The following is a 19,314-nucleotide window of genomic DNA, read 5'->3' as shown; positions in this document are numbered from 1 at the left end:
CTAGAATTATGCAGTGGTTTAACCAGCCCAAAATCTGGAGCTTTGAAGAAAATAGGCTCTCTCTGTTTGTAACCCCAAAAACTGACTTTTGGAGGATTACCCATTACGGATTCATCGTTGATGACGGACCATTTTACTACGAAACTTTAGGTGGGGAATTTGAAGTGAAGGTGAAAATAACCGGCGATTACAAAAGCCGATATGACCAAATGGGCCTAATGATCCGAATTGATGAAAAAAATTGGATAAAAACCGGGATTGAGTTCGTAAATGAAAAACTCCTTATCAGTGCTGTAGTAACTCATGATAAAAGCGATTGGAGTGTTATTGAGATTTCCACAAACCCCAAGTCGCTATGGCTGAAAGCAATCAGAAAATTGGACTCAGTGGAAATTTTCTACTCTTATGATGATATTACTTATACCATGATGCGATTAGCATATTTTCCGGAAAACAAACCTGTAATGGTTGGTATGACGGCAGCATCACCTGATGGAAATGGCTTCACTGCTCTATTTGAAGAATTTGAAATAAAACCTATTCCGGACACAAGAAGAACAAAGTGGTTGGAAAGTAATAAATGATTTAAAGTGGGAGAGCGAACATAAAAAAACAACAACAGAAAATGGTTATTTGGAAAACGGAATATGGGTTAAAAGCGAATGGTTTGACAAAAAAAAGGGGACTAATTGTCCCCTTTTTTTGTTGATTCCTGAATGGCTTTTTGAAGTTTCTGTATTTGCTCCTGCTGTTCTTTTTGCCAGATTTCCATCTTTCGCTGAAACTCCTCCATTTTGGGCTGATTGGCCTTTTGCCATTCTTCCATTTTTCTTTCGAATTCCTCCATTTTGGGTTGATAGGCTTTTTCCCATTCTTCCATTTTTCGCTCAAATTCCTCCATTATCGGCTGATTGGCTTTCTCCCATTCCACTATCTTCTTTTGGTATTCGGCCATCTTTGGTTCGTTGGCTTTTTGCCAAGCCTCCATTTTCCGCTCAAATTCCTCCATCATGGGCTTGTTGGCTTTCTCCCATTCCGCCATCATTTTTTCAAATTCCTCAGCTTTTGGTTCAAATTCCTTTTGCCAAGCTTCTACCTTTTCCTGCCATTTTTCCATAGCTTCGGCCCTTTTTTTATCTGCTTCTGCCCATTTGGCGTTCATTTCGGCTTTCTTCTTTTCGATTTCTGCCTTTGACATTTTGGTAGTATCAAAATCATATCTGTATTGATATTGGAAGCCTCGGGCAGAATCCCCCTGAAAATATACATCCACCGGAAAGGCCATGAACTGCATGCTATCAGGAAATGCCATGAACGGTGCAGGTCCAAAATTCATCGGCGGTACCGGACTGATGGCAAGCTGTGGCATGGTGGACATGTCAAAAGTCATTGGAGGCAAGGGAGCCATTACAAAATCCATCACAGGCATATCGGCCATTCCCTCAAAAGCCATTGGCGGCATTGGAAAGGCATCAAAAACCGGAGGTGGATTTTTGAAGATAGTCTCCATCTCTTTTTCAAATTTTTCCTTTTGTTCCGGGGTCAGTTTTTCCCAATCTTCTTTCTTTATGAAATTAGGGGCTTTTGTGGGAACAGTATCCTGGCTGTAGGACAGAAAAGGTCCCGACCAATTTCCTTCGATCGTAGAAGTATTCAATTCGGTAGCCATCAGGTCTTCGAAGGACTCCTTGGACGGCTTGTCGCTTGCACCGACCATCAAGGTGGCGCCAAGCAATAGTGTGATCATCATGGTCATGCTGGTTATAGTAGTTGGTTGTGTAGAGGAAGTTTTGACTCCCATAATTCTTTTGATGCGGTCTAGGGTGGGGTTGTTGGGTTTGGCGGCAGCCATTGCGATATCCGGTGTCGGGTTTTTGGCATGGTCCAGCACATTGGCGAGGCCAAATGCCAGGTCTTTTGGAGAAATCCCCATACTGATCGCCAGGTCATCGCAGGCATTTTCACGCTGTTCTTTGGCTGTTTTATTGATCCACCAGAATATGGGATGGAAAAAGAAAACTACTTCCAAAACAGATTGTATCAAATTGACCAAGTAGTCGTGGCGTTTGATATGGGCGAGTTCGTGCGCGAGGATCGCCTCGAGCTGCAAGGGGGAAAGCTGAAAGAAAAGGCCCGCAGGAATAAGGATGACAGGTTTCCAGACTCCATAAGTCATCGGGACGTCTACGTGAATGCTTTTCAGCAGCTGCACAGGTTTGGACATTTGGAGCGATGTGAGCTGCTTATCCAATACCTGCTGCCAAACAGATGCTACTGGGTCATGTTGCTTTTGCCGGAGGTTGCGGATGTCGGCAAGTGAGGTCGCCAACCTTACCAAAAACAGCATGGCTCCCAAAAACCAAACCTGAACCAAAGTCGGGATCCAATTTTCTATCCTTTTGGAAACAATCATCCAATCTGAAGGTGCTTCTATCAAGTGGTTGGAGTTGGCCTGTTGCCATTGAGCTGCATCTTCAGGATTTGCAAATGCATGAGATGGAATCGTGCCGGACTCAGGAATAGCAAAAATAAACGTTCCCAAAGCCAACACTGTAATCAACACAAGTGCTGAAATACTCAGCCTGTATTTGAAAGCTGCGGACTTTTTGCCAAAAATCTGAAGGGTCAACCAAAGCATCAGACCCACACCGGCGATCTGCCACAGGGCATGGACGATCATCCAACCGAGTGCGAGCAAATAGGGTTCAGCGATAAAAGTGGATAAAGTTTCCATTATTGTTCATTTTCCAATTGGTCCAAAAATGCGCGGATTTCATCTAATTCCTCCTTGGAGGGATTGCCCTGTCCGAGAGCCTGCATCACCAGGTTCTTGGCAGAGCCGCCAAATGCTGTGGCCATAAAATTGGTCACCAGGTTTTTTTGGGTGACGGTCTCGTCTACCGCCGGAAAGTAAATGTGGGTACGGTTCTGCTCATCCCTGCGGAGGAGTCCTTTGGCATGCATGATCTGCATGGTCTTGAGGGTAGTGGTGTAGCCGGTGTCCTTGGTTTCGGCCAGTTTCTCGTGGATTTCCCTCACGGTCGCCTGCTCCATGGGCCAGAGCAGGGACAAAATTTCAAGTTCGGATTCAGTTGGTTTTGCTTGCATAACAGTTAATACGATTGCTTTCGTACAAAGTTATACGAAGAGAATCGTAATGCAAATATTTTATACGATTTTTTCCGTAGATCAGTCTTAAAGGATGTTAAAAATCAAGTTCCGGTTTTGCATCCAATCGAATTTTCTTTCCAAACACATCCTCAGACTGACTGAAGGCTGTTCTATTTTATATTCCCTGAATGGCTGAACCATCCCTGAATACGGTTAGTTGTATATACACTGAATTAAACCAACAAAATTAAAACACGATGAGTACACAACCACTTTTAGAAAAATTACAATTGGGGGATCTGGAGTTGAAAAACAGGATCGTCATGGCGCCGATGACCAGAAGCAGGGCTGACAACCCGGGAAATATCCCAACAGAACTTCAGGCCACATACTATTCACAAAGAGCCTCCGCAGGATTATTGATTACTGAAGGTTCGCAGGTATCCAAAATCGCAGTCGGTTATATCAATACCCCGGGGATTTATTCACAAGAACAAGTGGAAGGATGGAAAAAAACCACGGCTGCTGTCCACGAAAATGGTGGAGTAATTTTTATCCAATTGTGGCATGTAGGAAGGATGTCACATCCTGATTTTCATCACGGCAAACTTCCACTTTCGGCTTCAGCACTCAATCCCCATGAAAAATCTTACACATTCGAAGGATTCAAAGAAACTGTCACTCCTAAAGAAATGACTTTGGAAGAAATCAAGCAAACCGTTCTTGATTTCAAAAATGCTGCAAAAAATGCCATGGAAGCTGGTTTTGATGGAGTCGAAATCCACTCTTCTAACGGCTATCTTTTTCACCAATTCTTCAATGGTACTTCCAATGTGAGAACCGACCAATACGGTGGGACCATCGAAAACAAAGCAAGAATCCTTTTTGAAGTGATCGATGCGATCAAAGAAGTGATGCCTGAAAACAGAATCGGACTCAGGTTGAATCCTTCCCTGAATGGCGTTTTTGGAATGACGATGGATGAGGAGACAATTCCTACTTTTGATTACATCATCAACAAACTCAATCAGTACGATTTGGCTTACCTGCATTTATCAGAGCCATTTACGGATGTCTCAAAGATTCCTTTTGCCGAAAAAGAAATTGCAAAACGATACAGACCGATCTACAAAGGAACGATCATTATCAATTCTGCTTTTGACCAAGAAAAAGGCAATCAGGTGATAAAGGATGGCTTTGCGGATGCAGTAGCTTTTGGCAAGCCATTTATTTCAAATCCCGATCTGGTGGAAAGGTTCGAAAATCATGACCCTTTGGCTGAATATGACACTGCCACTTTCTATACTCCGGGAGAAAAAGGGTATACAGATTATCCTTCTTATCAGGAACAGGAGCTTGTTTAATTCCAAAAAAGGCCGATATATTTCGGCCTTTTTATTACTTTGCGCGCATGTGTTTATTAGCTTTCAACTGGAACAACCACCCCGAATATAAATTTATCCTGGTAGCCAACAGGGATGAGTTTTTTGAGCGGCCGACAGCCTCTATCCATCTTTGGGAGCAGGGATTCTACGCCGGCAAAGACCTCAAAGCCGGCGGGACATGGTTGGGATTACATCCAAACGGCCGTTTTGCTACTTTGACCAATTATCGTGATCTCAAAAATGTCAAACAAAACGCCAAATCCCGGGGTGATCTGGTAAAGAACTTTTTGGAAGGAAATTCAAGTCCTTTGGAATACCTGCTTGAAATAGAAAAGGAAAAAGCCCAATATGAAGGTTTCAACCTTTTGGTCGGAGAAGGAGATGATTTGTTTTATCTGTCCAATAAAAAAGAAGGGATCTATAAGCTGGAATATGGTCTTTATGGCCTGAGCAATGCACTTTTGGAAACACCTTGGGCAAAACTCGTGAAAGCCAAAGAAAAATTGCACGCCAAAATTAACCACAATGAAATAGACTTGGATGGTCTGAGGGATGTTTTGCTGTCAAGGGAAATAGAACCGGACAGGTTTTTGCCTGCCACAGGTGCGACTTTGGAGCAGGAGCGCTTGCTTTCTTCGCAATTTATCAACGTGGGCAATTACTACGGGACGATCAATACCACGGTCTTGCTTTGGAAGCATTCCGGCGAAGTAGAAATGAAGGAAGTCCGTTATTTTCAGGCAGAAAACCGCAGCGAAGAAACCCGAGTTCAGTTTCAGATGGCAGAATCAGCCAAACAGAAAATAGGATAAGTTCGTTTTTCAATTGGGTGGGTATCCCCCAAAATTTTGTATTTTACAATCATCCGACTTGCGGGATTAAAAGCCCCATTATCGGATTAATTAACTCTCTTAGTGATGGAAATATTGGATGTGTTTATTGTCGGTGGCGGGCCGATAGGATTGGCCTGTGGGATAGAATGTGAAAAAGCCGGTCTCAACTATATCATCGTCGAAAAAGGGGTTTTGACCAACTCCCTCTTCAACTACCCGCTCAACATGACATTTTTTTCGACTTCCGAAAAACTTGAAATGGGCGGTATTCCTTTTATGTCCATCGCGCACAAACCTACAAGGACAGAAGCGTTGGAGTATTACCGCAGGGTAGCCAAAACCTGGAAACTGAAAATCAACCTGTACGAGGAAGTCAAAACCGTATCCAAAGCAGAGGGTGTTTTTGAAATCACTACCTCCAAGATAAAGTACCATACCAAAAACATCATCTTGTCTACGGGTTTTTATGACCTCCCAAACCTGATGAAAGTACCGGGTGAAGACCTGCCAAAAGTGACGCACTATTACAAAGAACCTTGGCCATATATCGGCCAGAAAATTGTCGTAGTCGGCGGAGCAAATTCTGCCGTAGATGTCGCCCTCGAAACATGGAGAAAAGGCGCTGAGGTCACTATGGTACTGAAGGACGAAGGCATAGATTCCAATGTAAAATATTGGGTCAAGCCGGATATCGAAAACCGCATCAAAGAAGGTTCGATCAAGGCTTTTACCCACTCGACAGTCAAAGAAATCCGGGAGAGGGACGTAGTGCTCAACACCCCTGATGGGGAAGTAATTGTAGAAAACGACTTTGTCTTGGCGATGACTGGCTACAGGCCAAATTTCGCTTTGTTGGACCAATTGGGCGTGGAGCTCAGCTTGGATGAAAAGCGTCAACCCTGCTACGACCAAACCAATCAGGAATCAAATGTACATGGGGTTTACCTTGCAGGTGTGGTTTGCGGAGGACTCAATACAAGAGAATTTTTTATCGAAAACTCCATCGTCCATGCCGAGCATATCGTGAAGGATATTGTGGGGAAAAAGTAAGGATGAAGGAAGAGGGACGAAAGTGAGAGATTGGAAGGTTGAAGGAAGAGGTGAGAGGAAAGAGGTTGGAAGGTAGGAATTGGGAAGAAAACGGTAAGAGGTAAATGGGGGGAAATTCTGATCCTATGGAATGTAAATTCAGCCAAGATTCAGTAATCTAAGTTTATTCCTAACGACCTTCCTGAAAATTTTGGAATTTTTCAATTTTTCTATCTTCAAATCTTAACATCCTTAAATCTTTTTAACCTACCTACTTTAAAAACCTTTTCCTCCTATCTTTGCGGCATGAATTACCTATCAGTAGAAAATCTTAGCAAGTCATTTGGCGAGCGCAAACTTTTTCAGAACATTTCCTTCGGCATTGACCAAGGCCAAAAGATCGCCCTAGTCGGCATCAACGGGGCAGGAAAGTCCACTTTGATGAAAATCATTATGGGTCAGGAAGTTGCCGACACCGGCAATGTAGCCATCAACCAACAAGTCAAAGTGGCCTATGTGCATCAGAATCCTGTCTTTTCGGGAAATCTGAGTGTCTTTCAAACCATTTTTGATGGAAGCACAAACGAAACACTCCAGGTGATTGAGCATTACCACAAAGCCATGTTGGACGCCGAGCACGGCAAAGACAACGGCGATGAAATGCAGAAGATTTTTGAAAAAATGGATACCCTTCAGGCTTGGGATTTTGAATACCAAATCAATGAAGTCCTTGGCAAACTTGGTCTCCACGACACAGAAATGGCGGTCAGCAACCTGAGTGGAGGTCAGCGGAAGCGTGTTGCCTTGGCAAAAGCTATTTTGGAAAAACCGGACCTCTTACTGCTGGATGAACCCACCAACCACCTTGATTTGGAGACGATTGAGTGGCTGGAAGACTACCTTTCCAAAGCCAACCTTGCGCTGTTTATGGTGACGCACGACAGGTATTTTCTCGAAAAAGTTACCAATCAGATCCTTGAACTTGACAATGGCAGCATCCACAGGTACATGGGGAATTATGGTTATTTTCTCGAAAAGAAAGAAGAGAGAAGAGAGATAGAAGCCACCGAACAGGAGAAGGCAAAGAGTCTTTACAAGAAAGAACTGGATTGGATCAGAAGACAGCCTAAGGCCCGAAGTACCAAAGCCAAATACAGGGTGGATGCCTTTGAGGAAACAAAGGAGAAGGCTTTTATGAAAAAAGAGGAACGCGAGATCGAACTCAAAGTCACCTCACAGAGACTAGGCAACAAAATCATCGAAATAGAAAAGCTGAACAAATCTTTTGAAGACAAAAAAATCCTGCAAGACTTCAGCTATACTTTCAAAAAAGGCGATAAAATCGGTATCGTCGGACCAAACGGCGCGGGAAAGACTACATTTTTGAATATGATCACCGGTGCTATGGCCCCCGACAATGGGAAAATCAGCATCGGTCAGACTACAGCCATCGGTTATTACAGGCAGGAGGAAGACAGTTTTGACGAAGAGAAGAGATTATTGGATATCGTGAAAGAAGTCGCAGAAGTAGTGACTGTAGCCGGTGGAGCAACGATTTCTGTTTCGCAGTTTTTGACCAAATTCGGTTTCCCTCCAAAACAACAGCATACGCCTATCGCCAAGTTGAGCGGTGGGGAGCGAAGGAGACTGCAACTGTTGATGATATTGATCAAAAGTCCCAACTTCCTGATTCTCGATGAACCGACCAATGACCTGGACATTGTCACCCTGAATACTTTGGAAGAATTTTTGGATAATTTTCCTGGCTGTCTGATCATCGTATCCCACGACAGGTATTTTATGGACAGGCTGGTGGAGCACTTGTTTGTTTTCGAAGGTGAAGGAATCATCAAAGACTTCCCGGGCAACTATTCTGAATTCAGAGAGTGGGAAAAAGAGGAGAAATCTACCAAAAAGGAAGAGAAAACAATTTCAGTTCCAAAAGCTGAAAAGACCAACTCCGATCCGGGCAAACCCAAAGCAAGCTTCAAGGAGAAAAAGGAATACGAAGAAATCAATGCCAAAATCCAATCCCTCACCAAAGAGAAAGATGGCTTGGTTTCCAAAATCAATACCGGTTCAGAAGACCATCAGCTGATGGTCGATTGGGCAAAACAAATCCAAAAAATCGAAAAAGACTTAGAAGATCTCGAGATGAGGTGGCTTGAACTGAGTGAATTGGAAGGGATCGATTGATACCTTTTTTTATGGCCGATACCAAAAATCCAACGGATCTGGAATCTGAAACTGAAAACCGGTTGCGAGGATTTTGTCCGAATAGATTTCTTTCCACATTGACTCTCCTTCTTTCGCGTAGCTTACAGGCGGTGAAAAACCCAATTCTACTGCATTCTTTTCATAAACATCCCTTCTCAAGGGATGCACAGGTGCCACACCATTGAAAGTTTCATTCCAAAGGTTTTTTTCAATAATCCAAGAAGACAGCCTGACCGCATCTACCTGATGGATATAATTGACAGGGCTGTCTCCTGTCACGTTTGCCTTTCCTGAAAAATACCTGCCCGGAATCCTGTCCACTCCCAACAATCCGCCAAACCTGATGATAGTCAGGTCATAGCTTTTTTCGGATTGGAGAATTCGTTCGGCCCTCAAAATACCCGGACTTCCTGTATTCTCCATCGTCAGACGGAATGATTCATCCACTTTTTGATTCCAATCCGGATACACTGAAGTAGAGCTGACGAAAATGATTTTTTTTAATTTGGACTGTATTGCCAATTCCCTGACAAACTTGACCTGCTCAACATAGAACCCTTCAGGTACGGACTTTGACCTAGGAGGAATATTGATAAAAAGAACATCTGTCTCAAAAAGTGATATGAATCCTGATCCCTCAGGGTGGGGATTGAATTTTAACAAAGCTGTTTCAATTCCTTTGGATTGCAGTAAGGATAATTTCTCAGGTGTTGTCGTGCTTCCTTTGACATGATATCCTTTCTCCAAAAGGTATAATGCCAAGGGCTCTCCCAACCAGCCCAAACCGATGATAGTTACTGAAGTCATAAAAAACAGTGGAAAATTTTCAAATATTTGGTAATTTGAGTGGCAGACAAAGATAAAGGTAATCCAAAATGATATTCAGGTTGAAGCTTCTTTTTAATGCTTTGAGGTTAATGCCCACCTGTTGGGTGTTTGGTACCGTTTCTTTCTTCCTGATTTCTTCCTGCAACTTCACCCAAACCAAGAACCCCATGCTCGGAAACTGGTATGGCTTTGAGGAGGATTCGACCTATTACGAACTCTATGTCAACGACACCTTGATCGTACTCCACCACCACCAAATAGGACCGATCGGATATGATTATGCGATAGACGGAAACTTACTCGTAGTGAGCAACGATGCCGGAATGGAAAGAATATGGCAGGTATCAGAAGAGCTTAATGATACTTTCACGCTTACTGACAGCCTTGAATCTATCCGGTACAGCAAGTTGGAACTGCCAAAGGATTTTTTTCTAAGCATAAAGGATTCTTTGTCCTACCGTGAATTTAAAAAAGAGTTTCTGAACCGATATTCCAGGAAAAACAAAGCCAAATAAAAATCCCCCTTTCGGAATTAATGAAAGAGGGATGTCATTTTATTTTTCTTTTTTAGGCATTGTCCCTAGGATATAATCCCAAAGCGGTGAACTTACTCCGAAAGCCACATCGGGATCTTTGTAATGGTGGACGGCGTGGTTTACCCAAAGAACTTTTAGAAAATTCTTTGGTGGCTGGAAAGCATGCACAACATAATGCACTCCCAAGTAAGCAGAATAGCCAAATAAAAACCCGGGCAAGAAATAAAGGGTAAAATCACCCATGATCAAATTGAAAACAGCATAGAAAATTAAGACGTACGCAGCGCTCACAAATGGAGGCATAGCGAGTCTGTCCTTGTCTTTGGGATAGTCATGGTGAACGCCATGCACACTGTACTGAAGTTTATCTTTGATAGGCGTATCGGGCTCCATATGGAAAAAATGCTTGTGCATCATATATTCCACAAATGTAAAAGCGAAAATCCCCAATAGCAGTACCAAAGTCCCACTCCAAAGATTGATATTGGTCGTGGTTACCGCATAATAAAGACAGACCGACGAAACCAAAAAGAACAGGGTGATGGGAACCAGGATATGGGTTCTTGATAATTTTTCCAGAAGCGGATTTTCAAACATATGGGCAGACCCCGAATTATCAGGCCTGTCCAACCGTCCGATTTTTTTCAATGTACTCGTACTAGTTGGCATAGTTTACTTTTTTGAGATTCCGAATAATACAAATAAAACTAATAAAAAAGGTAAATAGTTATACATATCATCTGTTTTGATTCACAAATTTACATTTAAAACACAAATTTATTGATTTCAGCAATAAAAATTCCCTAATGATTTAAATCATATTTTAAGCTCAATGATTTTGTTTCCTCCAAAGTCTGAACATATACCTGCTCATAAAGTGGTAATATTTTGGTTACGTCAAATTCTTTGGCCCGGGCAAGTGCCCGTTCTTTGAATCCCGGGAGATTTTTATCGTCAAGGATTTCAAGGGCTTTTTCAGTCATGGTTTTTACATCTCCGATTTTACAGGTAAATCCGGTGACTCCGTCGATGTTCAATTCAGGAATACCCCCTGCATCAGAACTTAGAACCGGGACTTCACATGCCATCGCCTCCAAAGCCGCCAATCCAAAACTTTCCTTTTCAGAAGGCATGACAAAAAGATCTGCTACAGAAAGTACTTCCTCCACAGCCTCCATTTTTCCGAGGAATCTGATGTCATCACAGGTTCCCAATTCTCTGCAGAGTCTTTCCATCTTATCTCTTTCAGGCCCATCTCCTACCAACAATAGTTTTGCCGGAATTTTTTTTCTCAATTCATAGAAGACATGGATCACATCCTCTACCCTTTTGACTTTCCTGAAGTTGGAGGTGTGCACCAGAAGTTTCTCTCCATTTGGACAAATTGCCAGTTTAAAATGCTCTTTTTTCTGTCTTTTGAAGCGCTCCAGGTCGATGAAATTGGGGATAACCACAATATTTTTATTTATGGCAAAATGCTCATAGGTGGCTTTTCTCAAATCTTCTGAAACTGCCGTAACTGCATCAGACTGGTTGATACTGAAGGTGACCACCGGCTCGTAGCTTGGATCTTTACCTACCAAAGTGATGTCAGTTCCATGAAGGGTGGTGACCACGGGAATGTAAATGCCCTGTTCTTTGAGTATCTGTTTTGCCATGTAAGCCGCCGATGCGTGCGGAATCGCATAATGGACATGGAGAAGGTCAAGCTTTTCAAAACTCACCACATTCACCATCTTACTCGCAAGGGCAAGTTCATACGGTGCATGCTCGAATAAAGGATAGCTTTTGATATCCACTTCATGATAGAAGAGATTCTGATTAAAAAAATCGAGCCTCGTAGGCTGTCGGTATGTGATGAAGTGGATTTGGTGACCTTCCTTGGCTAGGGCTTTTCCTAACTCCGTGGCTACCACTCCACTACCTCCAAAAGTAGGATAACAAACGATTCCAATTTTCATGTTGGCTGAGATGAATGTTTATAACAAAAAATTAAACACGCTTTTTATATAAAAATGTTCAATTCTTTGGATTTAATATTTTTATGGAAATGTAGGTGGCAGCACTACAGAAGTATATTTTGATACAGATAATCTTCAGTTCAATTCAGAAAAAGGAAACTTCATATTTCATAACTTCCATGGAATTATAAGAAATTTTCTATCTCCTATTCCTTTACCATCACCAAATTATCTGATTTGGTTTTGACTGTCATGGCTTGGTAAATGACATCATGGATTTCTTGTCTTACGCCGTCTTTGAGCAGCAGGTTGTTTTCTGCATATGGATGGACCCTGTTGGAGAGAAAAACATAAATCAGATCATTTTCAGGATCGGCCCATACACAGGTACCTGTGAATCCGGTGTGCCCAAAAGTACTCTTTGGAGCCATATTCCCCGCGCTGCCTCCTTTTCCTTTCTCGGGTTCGGGCTTATCCCATCCCCAACCGCGCCTGCTTTGTGTGGATTGTCTATCGGTAAATTCCATGACCGTCTCTTTGTCAATAAATTCCACGTCCGCATATTTACCCCCATTCAGCATCATCTGCATCAGGACAGCCAAGTCATTGGCTTTGCCAAAAAGGCCTGCATGTCCTGCCACACCACCATACATGGCCGCACCAGGATCGTGCACATACCCTTGAATCTGCCGCTTTCTGAATGCCACATCCTCTTCGGTCGGTGCGACAAAATCAATCGGGTATTTATTGACCGGATTGAATGTCATCGAATAAAGCCCCAAGGGGTTATAGAGATTTTGCTCCAAAAACTCATCTAAAGGCTGGTTGGTCAATTCCTCCACCAAGGCCTGCATCAGGTACATGGTAAGGTCAGAGTATACATAACTGTATTTCTTTTTATTGGATTCAGGTTTTCTAAGTTCAGATTTTACAGTCCATGTCCATATACTGTCACGGAGAGAATTCATCGCAAACATCTCATTGGATACCGGAAGTGTATACCCCTGTTCGGCCGCAGCGCGGTAATATTCCGGTTTCCACTGTCCTCCTTCCACTGTTTTGGTATAATGAGGTATAAATGCCACCAGGCCGGCCTCATGGGCGAGAATGTCTTTCAAAATCAGGTGCTCTTTATTGGTATTCCTCAACTCAGGGATATATCTCCCTATAGGCTTATCCATGTCGATCAAACCCCTGCTTTCGAGGAACATCACTGCCTGTGTCGTCGCCAAAATTTTGGTAATGGAGGCAAGGTCATATACGGTCTCAGTATTGACAGGCCTGGTTTTTTTATAATCATAATAGCCGTAGGATTTTTCAAATACCACCTGCCCGTTTTTTGCGACCAAAACCACGCCACCTGGTATTGCCTGCTTTGCAATACTGTTGGCCATGATCGTGTCAATCCTGGCCAATCTCCTGCTGTCGAGACCTTGATTCTCAGGAATACTGTAGGAAAGTCTTCCCAAACCTTCCAAATATCCTCCAGTTCCCATCCTCAAATAAGGATTTGCTGAAACAGGCAAAAGACCATGTGCATCCCTTGCACCAAATATGATTTCAGGTACAAGCCTTTGGGTGATTAAATTATTTTCAAAAGCCACAATGTTATGTGACATTTCAGGAAGCGTCTTTACCGAGTAGGCGCTACCAAAAACTACCAAAATCAAGTTTTTTTCTTGTTCCAACTTTTGAATAAAGTCAAAATCTGTTTGGCTGAGTCCAAAATTTCTTTTTGGAGTATTGGTGATTCCAGTCAATCCGACTATGATGGTCTGGTAAGGCTGAAGCTTCTCTGCAAGACCATTCAGGCTATCTTCGACGGCCCCATTTTCGATGCGGAAATGGTCAAACCTTGCATATTTATCTAATTTCTTCTGAAACTCGGTTCCGTTGCCACCAATGGTGAGGGAAGCAAAATTTTGCATGTCCAAATGGCGAAGCGGCAGCAGGTTGTCTTTGTTGGAAGTAACCGTAATGGATCTTTCGTAAAGTTTTTCTACCAATATAGCTGCCTCGGGTCTATTGATTTTTTCCGCAAGTTTATAGGTATCTATGGGGCGGTTTTGGTCCAATCCTGCCCAAAATTTAGCTTTGAGGATTCGTCTGATTTTTTCATCCACTTCCTCTTGGCTGATCTTACCTTCATCGATGGCTTGCAGGATAAGTGCTTTGGCTTTTGGGACATCCTGGGAGTAAAGTAAAACATCATTCCCGGCAAGCAAGGCATGTAAATCTATTTCACCCGGTTTCAAATATTTGGAAACTCCCCTCATATTCAAAGCGTCAGTAAAAACCAAGCCATTGAAATTCATCTGCTTTTTCAACAAATCAGTAACGACATATTTCGAAAGGGTGGTGGCTTTGTTGGTTTCGCTGTCCATGCTCGGTACATGCAGGTGGGCGACCATGACACTCATCAGGTCATTTTCGATCAATTCCCGATAGGGATAAAGGTCGATATCCTTGATCCTCGTCTCGGAATGCTTGATAACAGGCAGCGTATAGTGGGAATCTGTCTCGGTATCACCATGTCCCGGAAAATGTTTGGCATTGGCCATGACTCCATTATCCTGCAAACCTTTCATGTAGGCCAATGATTTTCTGGTGACCAAATGTTTTTCTTCCCCAAAAGCCCTGTATCCAATGACCGGATTTTCAGGATTGGAATTGACATCTACTACCGGGGCAAAATTGATGTGCATCCCCAAAGATTTGAACTGAAACGCGATTTCTTTTCCCATTTCATAGATCAGATCCTCATCGGGAAGCGCGCCCAAGGTCATGGCTTTGGGAAATCCAATGACGGAATCCAGCCGCATATTGACGCCCCATTCTGCATCCATGGCAATGAAAAGGGGCATTTTGGAAATAGATTGGTAATAATTGGTCAAATTGGCCTGTCTGACCGGTCCACCCTGAAAAAATATAAGTCCACCAATGTTTTGCTCGGCAATCAGTTTGGCAATTTCTTCGACGTGCTTTTCATCCTTATTGGAATAAGCGGCCACCATAAACAGCTGCCCCAAACGCTCTTCAAAACTATTATTCTCAAAAACACTGTCCACCCACTCCATTTGCCTTCCGAAATTCTCGGTACTGAGTGGATCCTTTCCATCCAATTTTGAATCAAGGTTGGATTTTTCCCATCCCATCAACACGTCTGACTGAAATATCGCGACCAACCCCAACAGGATACCCCAAACTTTTATACGCATGCTCTTGTTTAATTTTTATTGCTTGAATTTTAAAATAACTTTGTATGAATATACATCAATTTGTACAAACATATACGAAAAAAAGAAGCCCAAAGTATCAATTTGTGATGATTGGGACAGATGTTTTATAATTGAATGATTACCAAATTGAATTTAACCGCACTATGAAATTACCTTCCCTGTTCAAAACCGCCAATCATGCCCGATTTGAAATCAAGCCTCGGTTTTATGATCCCATTAAGGAGGAAATCGAACAAAGGACTGCTAGAATTAAAAAAGAATTGCAAGCTGAAGGGAAGCTTCCCTATGAGGAAGGATATGACGAAGCAAATGATTCTTACAGAGGATCTGCAATCAGGGGAGCTTTTTCACAGGGGAGTCAGATCAAAGGTAAAATGACATCTCCTCTTACCAATACAGGTATTTTCCGGTTATTGATATTCCTTGTATTGATGGGTTTGATTTTTGGTTACGTATTCTATGGTCCCCAAGCGATATACTATCTTATTTATATTTCAGGTGGACTGTTGATAACATTTTTGTTATTTAAGTTAATGGGAAAACTTAAAAAATGAGTGACATCATCCATTTACTCCCTGATGCGATAGCCAATCAAATTGCAGCAGGCGAAGTAGTACAGCGTCCGGCATCTGCCCTAAAGGAATTGCTGGAAAATGCAGTCGATGCCAAAGCAAGCCATATTCAGGTTATCGTCAAGGACGCCGGAAAAACCCTCATTCAGGTCATTGACAACGGCAAAGGCATGTCTATGACGGATGCGAGAATGAGTTTTGAGCGGCATGCGACTTCCAAAATCAGAAATACAGAAGATTTGTTTTCGATCCGCACATTCGGTTTCCGCGGAGAAGCATTAGCCTCTATCGGCGCCGTAGCCCAAGTGGAGATGAAAACCCGTCAAAGCGGAGCTGAATTGGGGACCATAATTGTGATGGAAGGTTCTGAGGTAAAAAAGCAGGAACCTGCTTCCTGTCCCGAAGGAACTTCAATATCCGTCAAAAACCTGTTTTTCAATGTTCCTGCCCGAAGGAATTTCCTGAAATCCAATCCTGTGGAAATGCGCCATATGGTGGAAGAGTTCCAAAGAGTTGCCCTCTCTTATCCTGAAATAGGATTTACTTTCATCCAAAACGACCTTGAACTTTTCAGACTATTGCCGGGGAAACTCAGCCATAGGATATTGGGGATTTTTGGAAAATCCTATCAGGGACAGTTGGTGGCCTGTCTGGAAGAAACCCCGCACCTGAATGTCCGTGGATATATCGGCAAACCGGAATCTGCCAAAAAAACCCGCGGTGAGCAGTATTTTTTTGTCAACAATAGGTATATCAAAAACAACTACCTCAACCACGCAGTCAGTAATGCCTATGAAGGATTGATGTCCGGCGACATGCAACCGTTTTACGTGCTGTTTTTGGAGATTGATCCAAGTCATATTGATATCAATGTCCATCCTACCAAAACCGAGATAAAGTTTGACGATGAAAGGACCGTTTATGCGGTGGTAAGGTCGGCAGTCAAGCAATCTCTTGGCGCCCACAATGTGGTGCCTGCTTTGGACTTCAGCTTCGATGTGAATTTTACCGAAAACTGGAAATCAAACCGGGAACAAACAGAAGCTGTCCACACCGAAAATACCCTCCAACCTGACAACCAAGGGATGGAGAATAAATACAAAACATTCCAAAGTCCTGCCTATCAGAAGCAATCTGTTTCAGGTTGGGAAAAGCTATTTGAAGGCGGAGGAAATACGATTGAGGTTTCCAGAGGAAAGGAAATAAGGAATATGGGCGAAGAGGAAATCCTGACCATCTCCTCCAAAGCCAACGAAGATGTCCTCCATTTTCCCGAGGGAAATGCCACGGGAGCGACATTTCAAGTTGAAAACAATTATATTGTGGCTCAAATGTCCACCGGCTTGCTGATCATAGACCAACAGTCGGCACATGAGCGGATCTTATACGAAAGGTATCGCAAGCAGCTCCAACATGCTGCCGGGGCTTCGCAGCAATGTCTGTTCCCCCCCCATATCCAATTGAGCCAGGCGGACTTTGCTTTGGTGATGGATATCAAAGAGGAACTGTACAGTCTTGGTTTTGTGATCGTGGAATTCGGCAAAGACACGATTTTGATTCAGGGAGTACCTGCTGATATTCAGGTCAACAATGAAAAGGCCCTTTTCGAAGGATTGCTGGAGCAGTTCAAACACTTCAAGTCCGAGCTTTCATTGGACAAAAGAGAAAATCTGGCGAGGTCACTTGCCCGGAGATCCGCCATCAAGCGGGGCAGCAAACTGGATATGTCCGAGATGGAAATTATCGTTGGTCAGCTATTTGCCTGTCAAAATCCAAATTATGGGCTTTCGGGGAACAAAACTTTTGTCAAAATTGATTTACAACAAATTCATGGCTTCTTTACCAGATAGTGTATGTTTAGAAATATTACCCCTGTAGTAAAAAATATCCTGATCATTACCGTTGCCGTGTATGTGGTAACTGCGTTTTTGATGCCACAACTGAAGGGGATGCTTGCCCTGTATTATGTCAATAGCAACCGCTTCATCCCTACCCAATTTTTGACATACATGTTTATGCATGCCGATGGATGGCACCTTTTCAGCAACATGTTTGGGTTGTTCATCTTCGGTCCTTTATTGGAGGAATTTCTCGGTCCAAAAAAGATACTGACACTTTGGATGGTTTGCGGTGTAGGCTCAGGGTTGTTGTATTCGGGTTATACAGCCTATCAGATGAACAAATTGGACAATCAAATCAGCGCATTTTACGATGAACCAAGTCCGGACCAGTTCAATCAGTTTGTAATTCAAAACAGACATTTGTTCAAAGCAAACGTTTTTGACTTTGTAGATTCCTATAGCCGCAATCCCGAAGATCCGGCTCATATCCAAAGAGCAAAAGAGAACCTGTCAGCAGTCCGGGATCTTCAGGCCAACGTCCCGATGGTAGGTGCCTCCGGTGCCCTGTTTGGGGTATTGATCGCTTTTGCTATGCTGTTTCCAAACACCCAGCTCTTTTTGTTGTTTCCTCCTATGCCGGTCAAAGCCAAATATCTGGTGCTGTTTTATGGCCTTTACACCATTTACAACGTTGTAAATAACAACCCATTGGACAATGTGGCGCACTTTGCCCATCTCAGCGGTTTGATTGTAGGAGCCGGATTGGTGTATTATTGGAAAAAAAGCAGGAAAGACTTTTATTAAAAATCAATTATGTACGACGGATTCTGGTATAACCTCAAAAACGCTTTCAAACTCCAAAACAACAGTTTGTATAAGATCATGGCGATCAACATATTGGTGTTTTTTGCGATGGTTTTTGTCCGGGTGATCTTTACCTTCTCCGGAGCAGGAAGCATATATGAGGGTTTCCGGTCATACTTGATGATGCCGGCAGATTTGCCACAGTTGATCATTCAGCCATGGTCTGCATTGACATATATGTTTTTTCACGAAGGGATTTTCCACATCCTTTTCAATATGCTGTTTTTGTATTGGTTTGGTCTCCTGCTCAACGAATACCTGGGAAGTAAAAGATTGGCCAATATCTATGTCCTGGGTGGCCTGGCCGGTGGGGTGCTTTACCTTGTGATGTACAATATCTCCCCCTATTTTGCAGATTCTTTAGCTACAGCGCGGATGTTGGGGGCGAGTGCCGGTGTATATGCTGTGGTGGTTGCGGCGGCTACTTTGGCACCAAATACCACTTTCTTCCTCTTGCTGCTAGGCCCGGTCAAAATCAAATATATCGCCATATTTTATGTCCTGATCGCATTTGTCAATTCGACGGGGAACAATGCAGGCGGGGAATTGGCACATTTGGGAGGTGCAGCATTGGGTTTCCTCTATGTCAACCAACTCCAAAAGGGAAGGGACATGGGATCATGGATCCAGGCAATTGGGAATTTCTTTACCAGGATATTTACCAGAAAATCTCCTGTGAAAGTATCCTACCGCAAAACAAAAACCTATTCTTCCGCTGGTGAGTATTCCCAGTCAAAATCAGGCAAAACAACCACTGCTTCAAAACCGGAGGTAGTCTCTCAGGAAGAGATCGATCTAATTTTAGATAAAATCGCCTCAAAAGGGTATGACGGTCTGAGCAAAGAAGAGAAAAGAAAGCTTTTTGAATTCAGTAAGAAGTAAGTTTTTTTTAAGTCCA

General features: G+C 42.9%; 16 protein-coding genes. 10 read left to right on the top strand and 6 right to left on the bottom strand.

The window, feature by feature from the left end:
- Nucleotides 1-8 precede the first annotated feature (8 nt).
- Nucleotides 9-584, top strand: a complete 576-nt coding sequence (locus DQW11_RS10400) for a DUF1349 domain-containing protein (protein WP_198669879.1) — start codon at nucleotides 9-11, stop codon at nucleotides 582-584.
- Nucleotides 585-685: 101 nt separating this feature from the next.
- Here DQW11_RS10400 and DQW11_RS10395 read toward each other — a convergent pair whose 3' ends face one another.
- Nucleotides 686-2,734, bottom strand: coding sequence for a M56 family metallopeptidase (locus tag DQW11_RS10395; RefSeq protein WP_113924008.1), 2,049 nt, complete (start codon nucleotides 2,732-2,734; stop codon nucleotides 686-688).
- Complete coding sequence (locus DQW11_RS10390; RefSeq protein ID WP_113924007.1) at nucleotides 2,734-3,108, bottom strand: BlaI/MecI/CopY family transcriptional regulator; 375 nt, start codon at nucleotides 3,106-3,108, stop codon at nucleotides 2,734-2,736. Before DQW11_RS10390 ends, DQW11_RS10395 begins: the two co-directional genes overlap by 1 nt.
- A 260-nt stretch (nucleotides 3,109-3,368) precedes the next feature.
- Between DQW11_RS10390 and DQW11_RS10385 the strand changes: the two genes are divergently transcribed.
- The 4 genes from DQW11_RS10385 to DQW11_RS10370 all read left to right on the top strand — a co-directional run bounded on the left by DQW11_RS10385 (nucleotide 3,369) and on the right by DQW11_RS10370 (nucleotide 8,554).
- On the top strand, nucleotides 3,369-4,475 hold the full coding sequence (locus tag DQW11_RS10385; protein ID WP_113924006.1) for an alkene reductase: 1,107 nt from the start codon (nucleotides 3,369-3,371) through the stop codon (nucleotides 4,473-4,475).
- 47 nt (nucleotides 4,476-4,522) lie between these two features.
- Entirely contained in the window at nucleotides 4,523-5,308 is a 786-nt protein-coding gene (locus DQW11_RS10380) for an NRDE family protein (RefSeq protein WP_113924005.1), read from the top strand.
- 105 nt (nucleotides 5,309-5,413) lie between these two features.
- Nucleotides 5,414-6,379 carry a YpdA family putative bacillithiol disulfide reductase gene (locus DQW11_RS10375; RefSeq protein WP_113924004.1) on the top strand — a complete coding sequence of 322 codons (966 nt, stop codon included), beginning with the start codon at nucleotides 5,414-5,416 and terminating at the stop codon, nucleotides 6,377-6,379.
- A gap of 285 nt (nucleotides 6,380-6,664) precedes the next feature.
- The gene (locus tag DQW11_RS10370; protein ID WP_113924003.1) at nucleotides 6,665-8,554 is read left to right on the top strand and encodes an ABC-F family ATP-binding cassette domain-containing protein; all 1,890 of its coding nucleotides are present in this window, start codon (nucleotides 6,665-6,667) and stop codon (nucleotides 8,552-8,554) included.
- A gap of 9 nt (nucleotides 8,555-8,563) precedes the next feature.
- Here DQW11_RS10370 and DQW11_RS10365 read toward each other — a convergent pair whose 3' ends face one another.
- A complete protein-coding gene (locus DQW11_RS10365; RefSeq protein WP_113924002.1) occupies nucleotides 8,564-9,382 on the bottom strand; it encodes an NAD(P)-binding domain-containing protein in 819 nt (272 codons plus the stop codon).
- Nucleotides 9,383-9,462: 80 nt separating this feature from the next.
- Here DQW11_RS10365 and DQW11_RS10360 point away from each other — a divergent pair, with 80 nt between their 5' ends.
- Nucleotides 9,463-9,918, top strand: a complete 456-nt coding sequence (locus tag DQW11_RS10360) for a hypothetical protein (protein ID WP_198669878.1) — start codon at nucleotides 9,463-9,465, stop codon at nucleotides 9,916-9,918.
- 39 nt (nucleotides 9,919-9,957) lie between these two features.
- Here DQW11_RS10360 and DQW11_RS10355 read toward each other — a convergent pair whose 3' ends face one another.
- The 3 genes from DQW11_RS10355 to DQW11_RS10345 all read right to left on the bottom strand — a co-directional run bounded on the left by DQW11_RS10355 (nucleotide 9,958) and on the right by DQW11_RS10345 (nucleotide 15,118).
- Nucleotides 9,958-10,608, bottom strand: a complete 651-nt coding sequence (locus tag DQW11_RS10355; protein ID WP_113924000.1) for a sterol desaturase family protein — start codon at nucleotides 10,606-10,608, stop codon at nucleotides 9,958-9,960.
- A gap of 134 nt (nucleotides 10,609-10,742) precedes the next feature.
- Nucleotides 10,743-11,900, bottom strand: coding sequence for an N-acetyl-alpha-D-glucosaminyl L-malate synthase BshA (bshA, locus tag DQW11_RS10350; RefSeq protein WP_113923999.1), 1,158 nt, complete (start codon nucleotides 11,898-11,900; stop codon nucleotides 10,743-10,745).
- 206 nt (nucleotides 11,901-12,106) lie between these two features.
- Entirely contained in the window at nucleotides 12,107-15,118 is a 3,012-nt protein-coding gene (locus DQW11_RS10345) for a glycoside hydrolase family 3 N-terminal domain-containing protein (RefSeq protein ID WP_113923998.1), read from the bottom strand.
- A gap of 164 nt (nucleotides 15,119-15,282) precedes the next feature.
- Here DQW11_RS10345 and DQW11_RS10340 point away from each other — a divergent pair, with 164 nt between their 5' ends.
- From DQW11_RS10340 to DQW11_RS10325, 4 genes are read left to right on the top strand one after another with little or no spacing between them, the layout of a single operon-like run.
- Nucleotides 15,283-15,693, top strand: a complete 411-nt coding sequence (locus tag DQW11_RS10340) for a hypothetical protein (protein WP_113923997.1) — start codon at nucleotides 15,283-15,285, stop codon at nucleotides 15,691-15,693.
- Nucleotides 15,690-17,561 carry a DNA mismatch repair endonuclease MutL gene (mutL, locus tag DQW11_RS10335; protein ID WP_113923996.1) on the top strand — a complete coding sequence of 624 codons (1,872 nt, stop codon included), beginning with the start codon at nucleotides 15,690-15,692 and terminating at the stop codon, nucleotides 17,559-17,561. Before DQW11_RS10340 ends, mutL begins: the two co-directional genes overlap by 4 nt.
- A 3-nt stretch (nucleotides 17,562-17,564) precedes the next feature.
- Nucleotides 17,565-18,356, top strand: coding sequence for a rhomboid family intramembrane serine protease (locus DQW11_RS10330; protein ID WP_113923995.1), 792 nt, complete (start codon nucleotides 17,565-17,567; stop codon nucleotides 18,354-18,356).
- Between the two features lie 9 nt (nucleotides 18,357-18,365).
- A complete protein-coding gene (locus DQW11_RS10325) occupies nucleotides 18,366-19,298 on the top strand; it encodes a rhomboid family intramembrane serine protease (protein WP_113923994.1) in 933 nt (310 codons plus the stop codon).
- Nucleotides 19,299-19,314: the final 16 nt, after the last annotated feature.

Source organism: Cognataquiflexum aquatile, from assembly GCF_003316845.1.
Classification (GTDB): Bacteria; Bacteroidota; Bacteroidia; order Cytophagales; family Cyclobacteriaceae; genus Cognataquiflexum; species Cognataquiflexum aquatile.
Note: the sequence above shows the minus strand (reverse complement) of the source record. Positions and strands in the feature narration are given on the sequence as shown.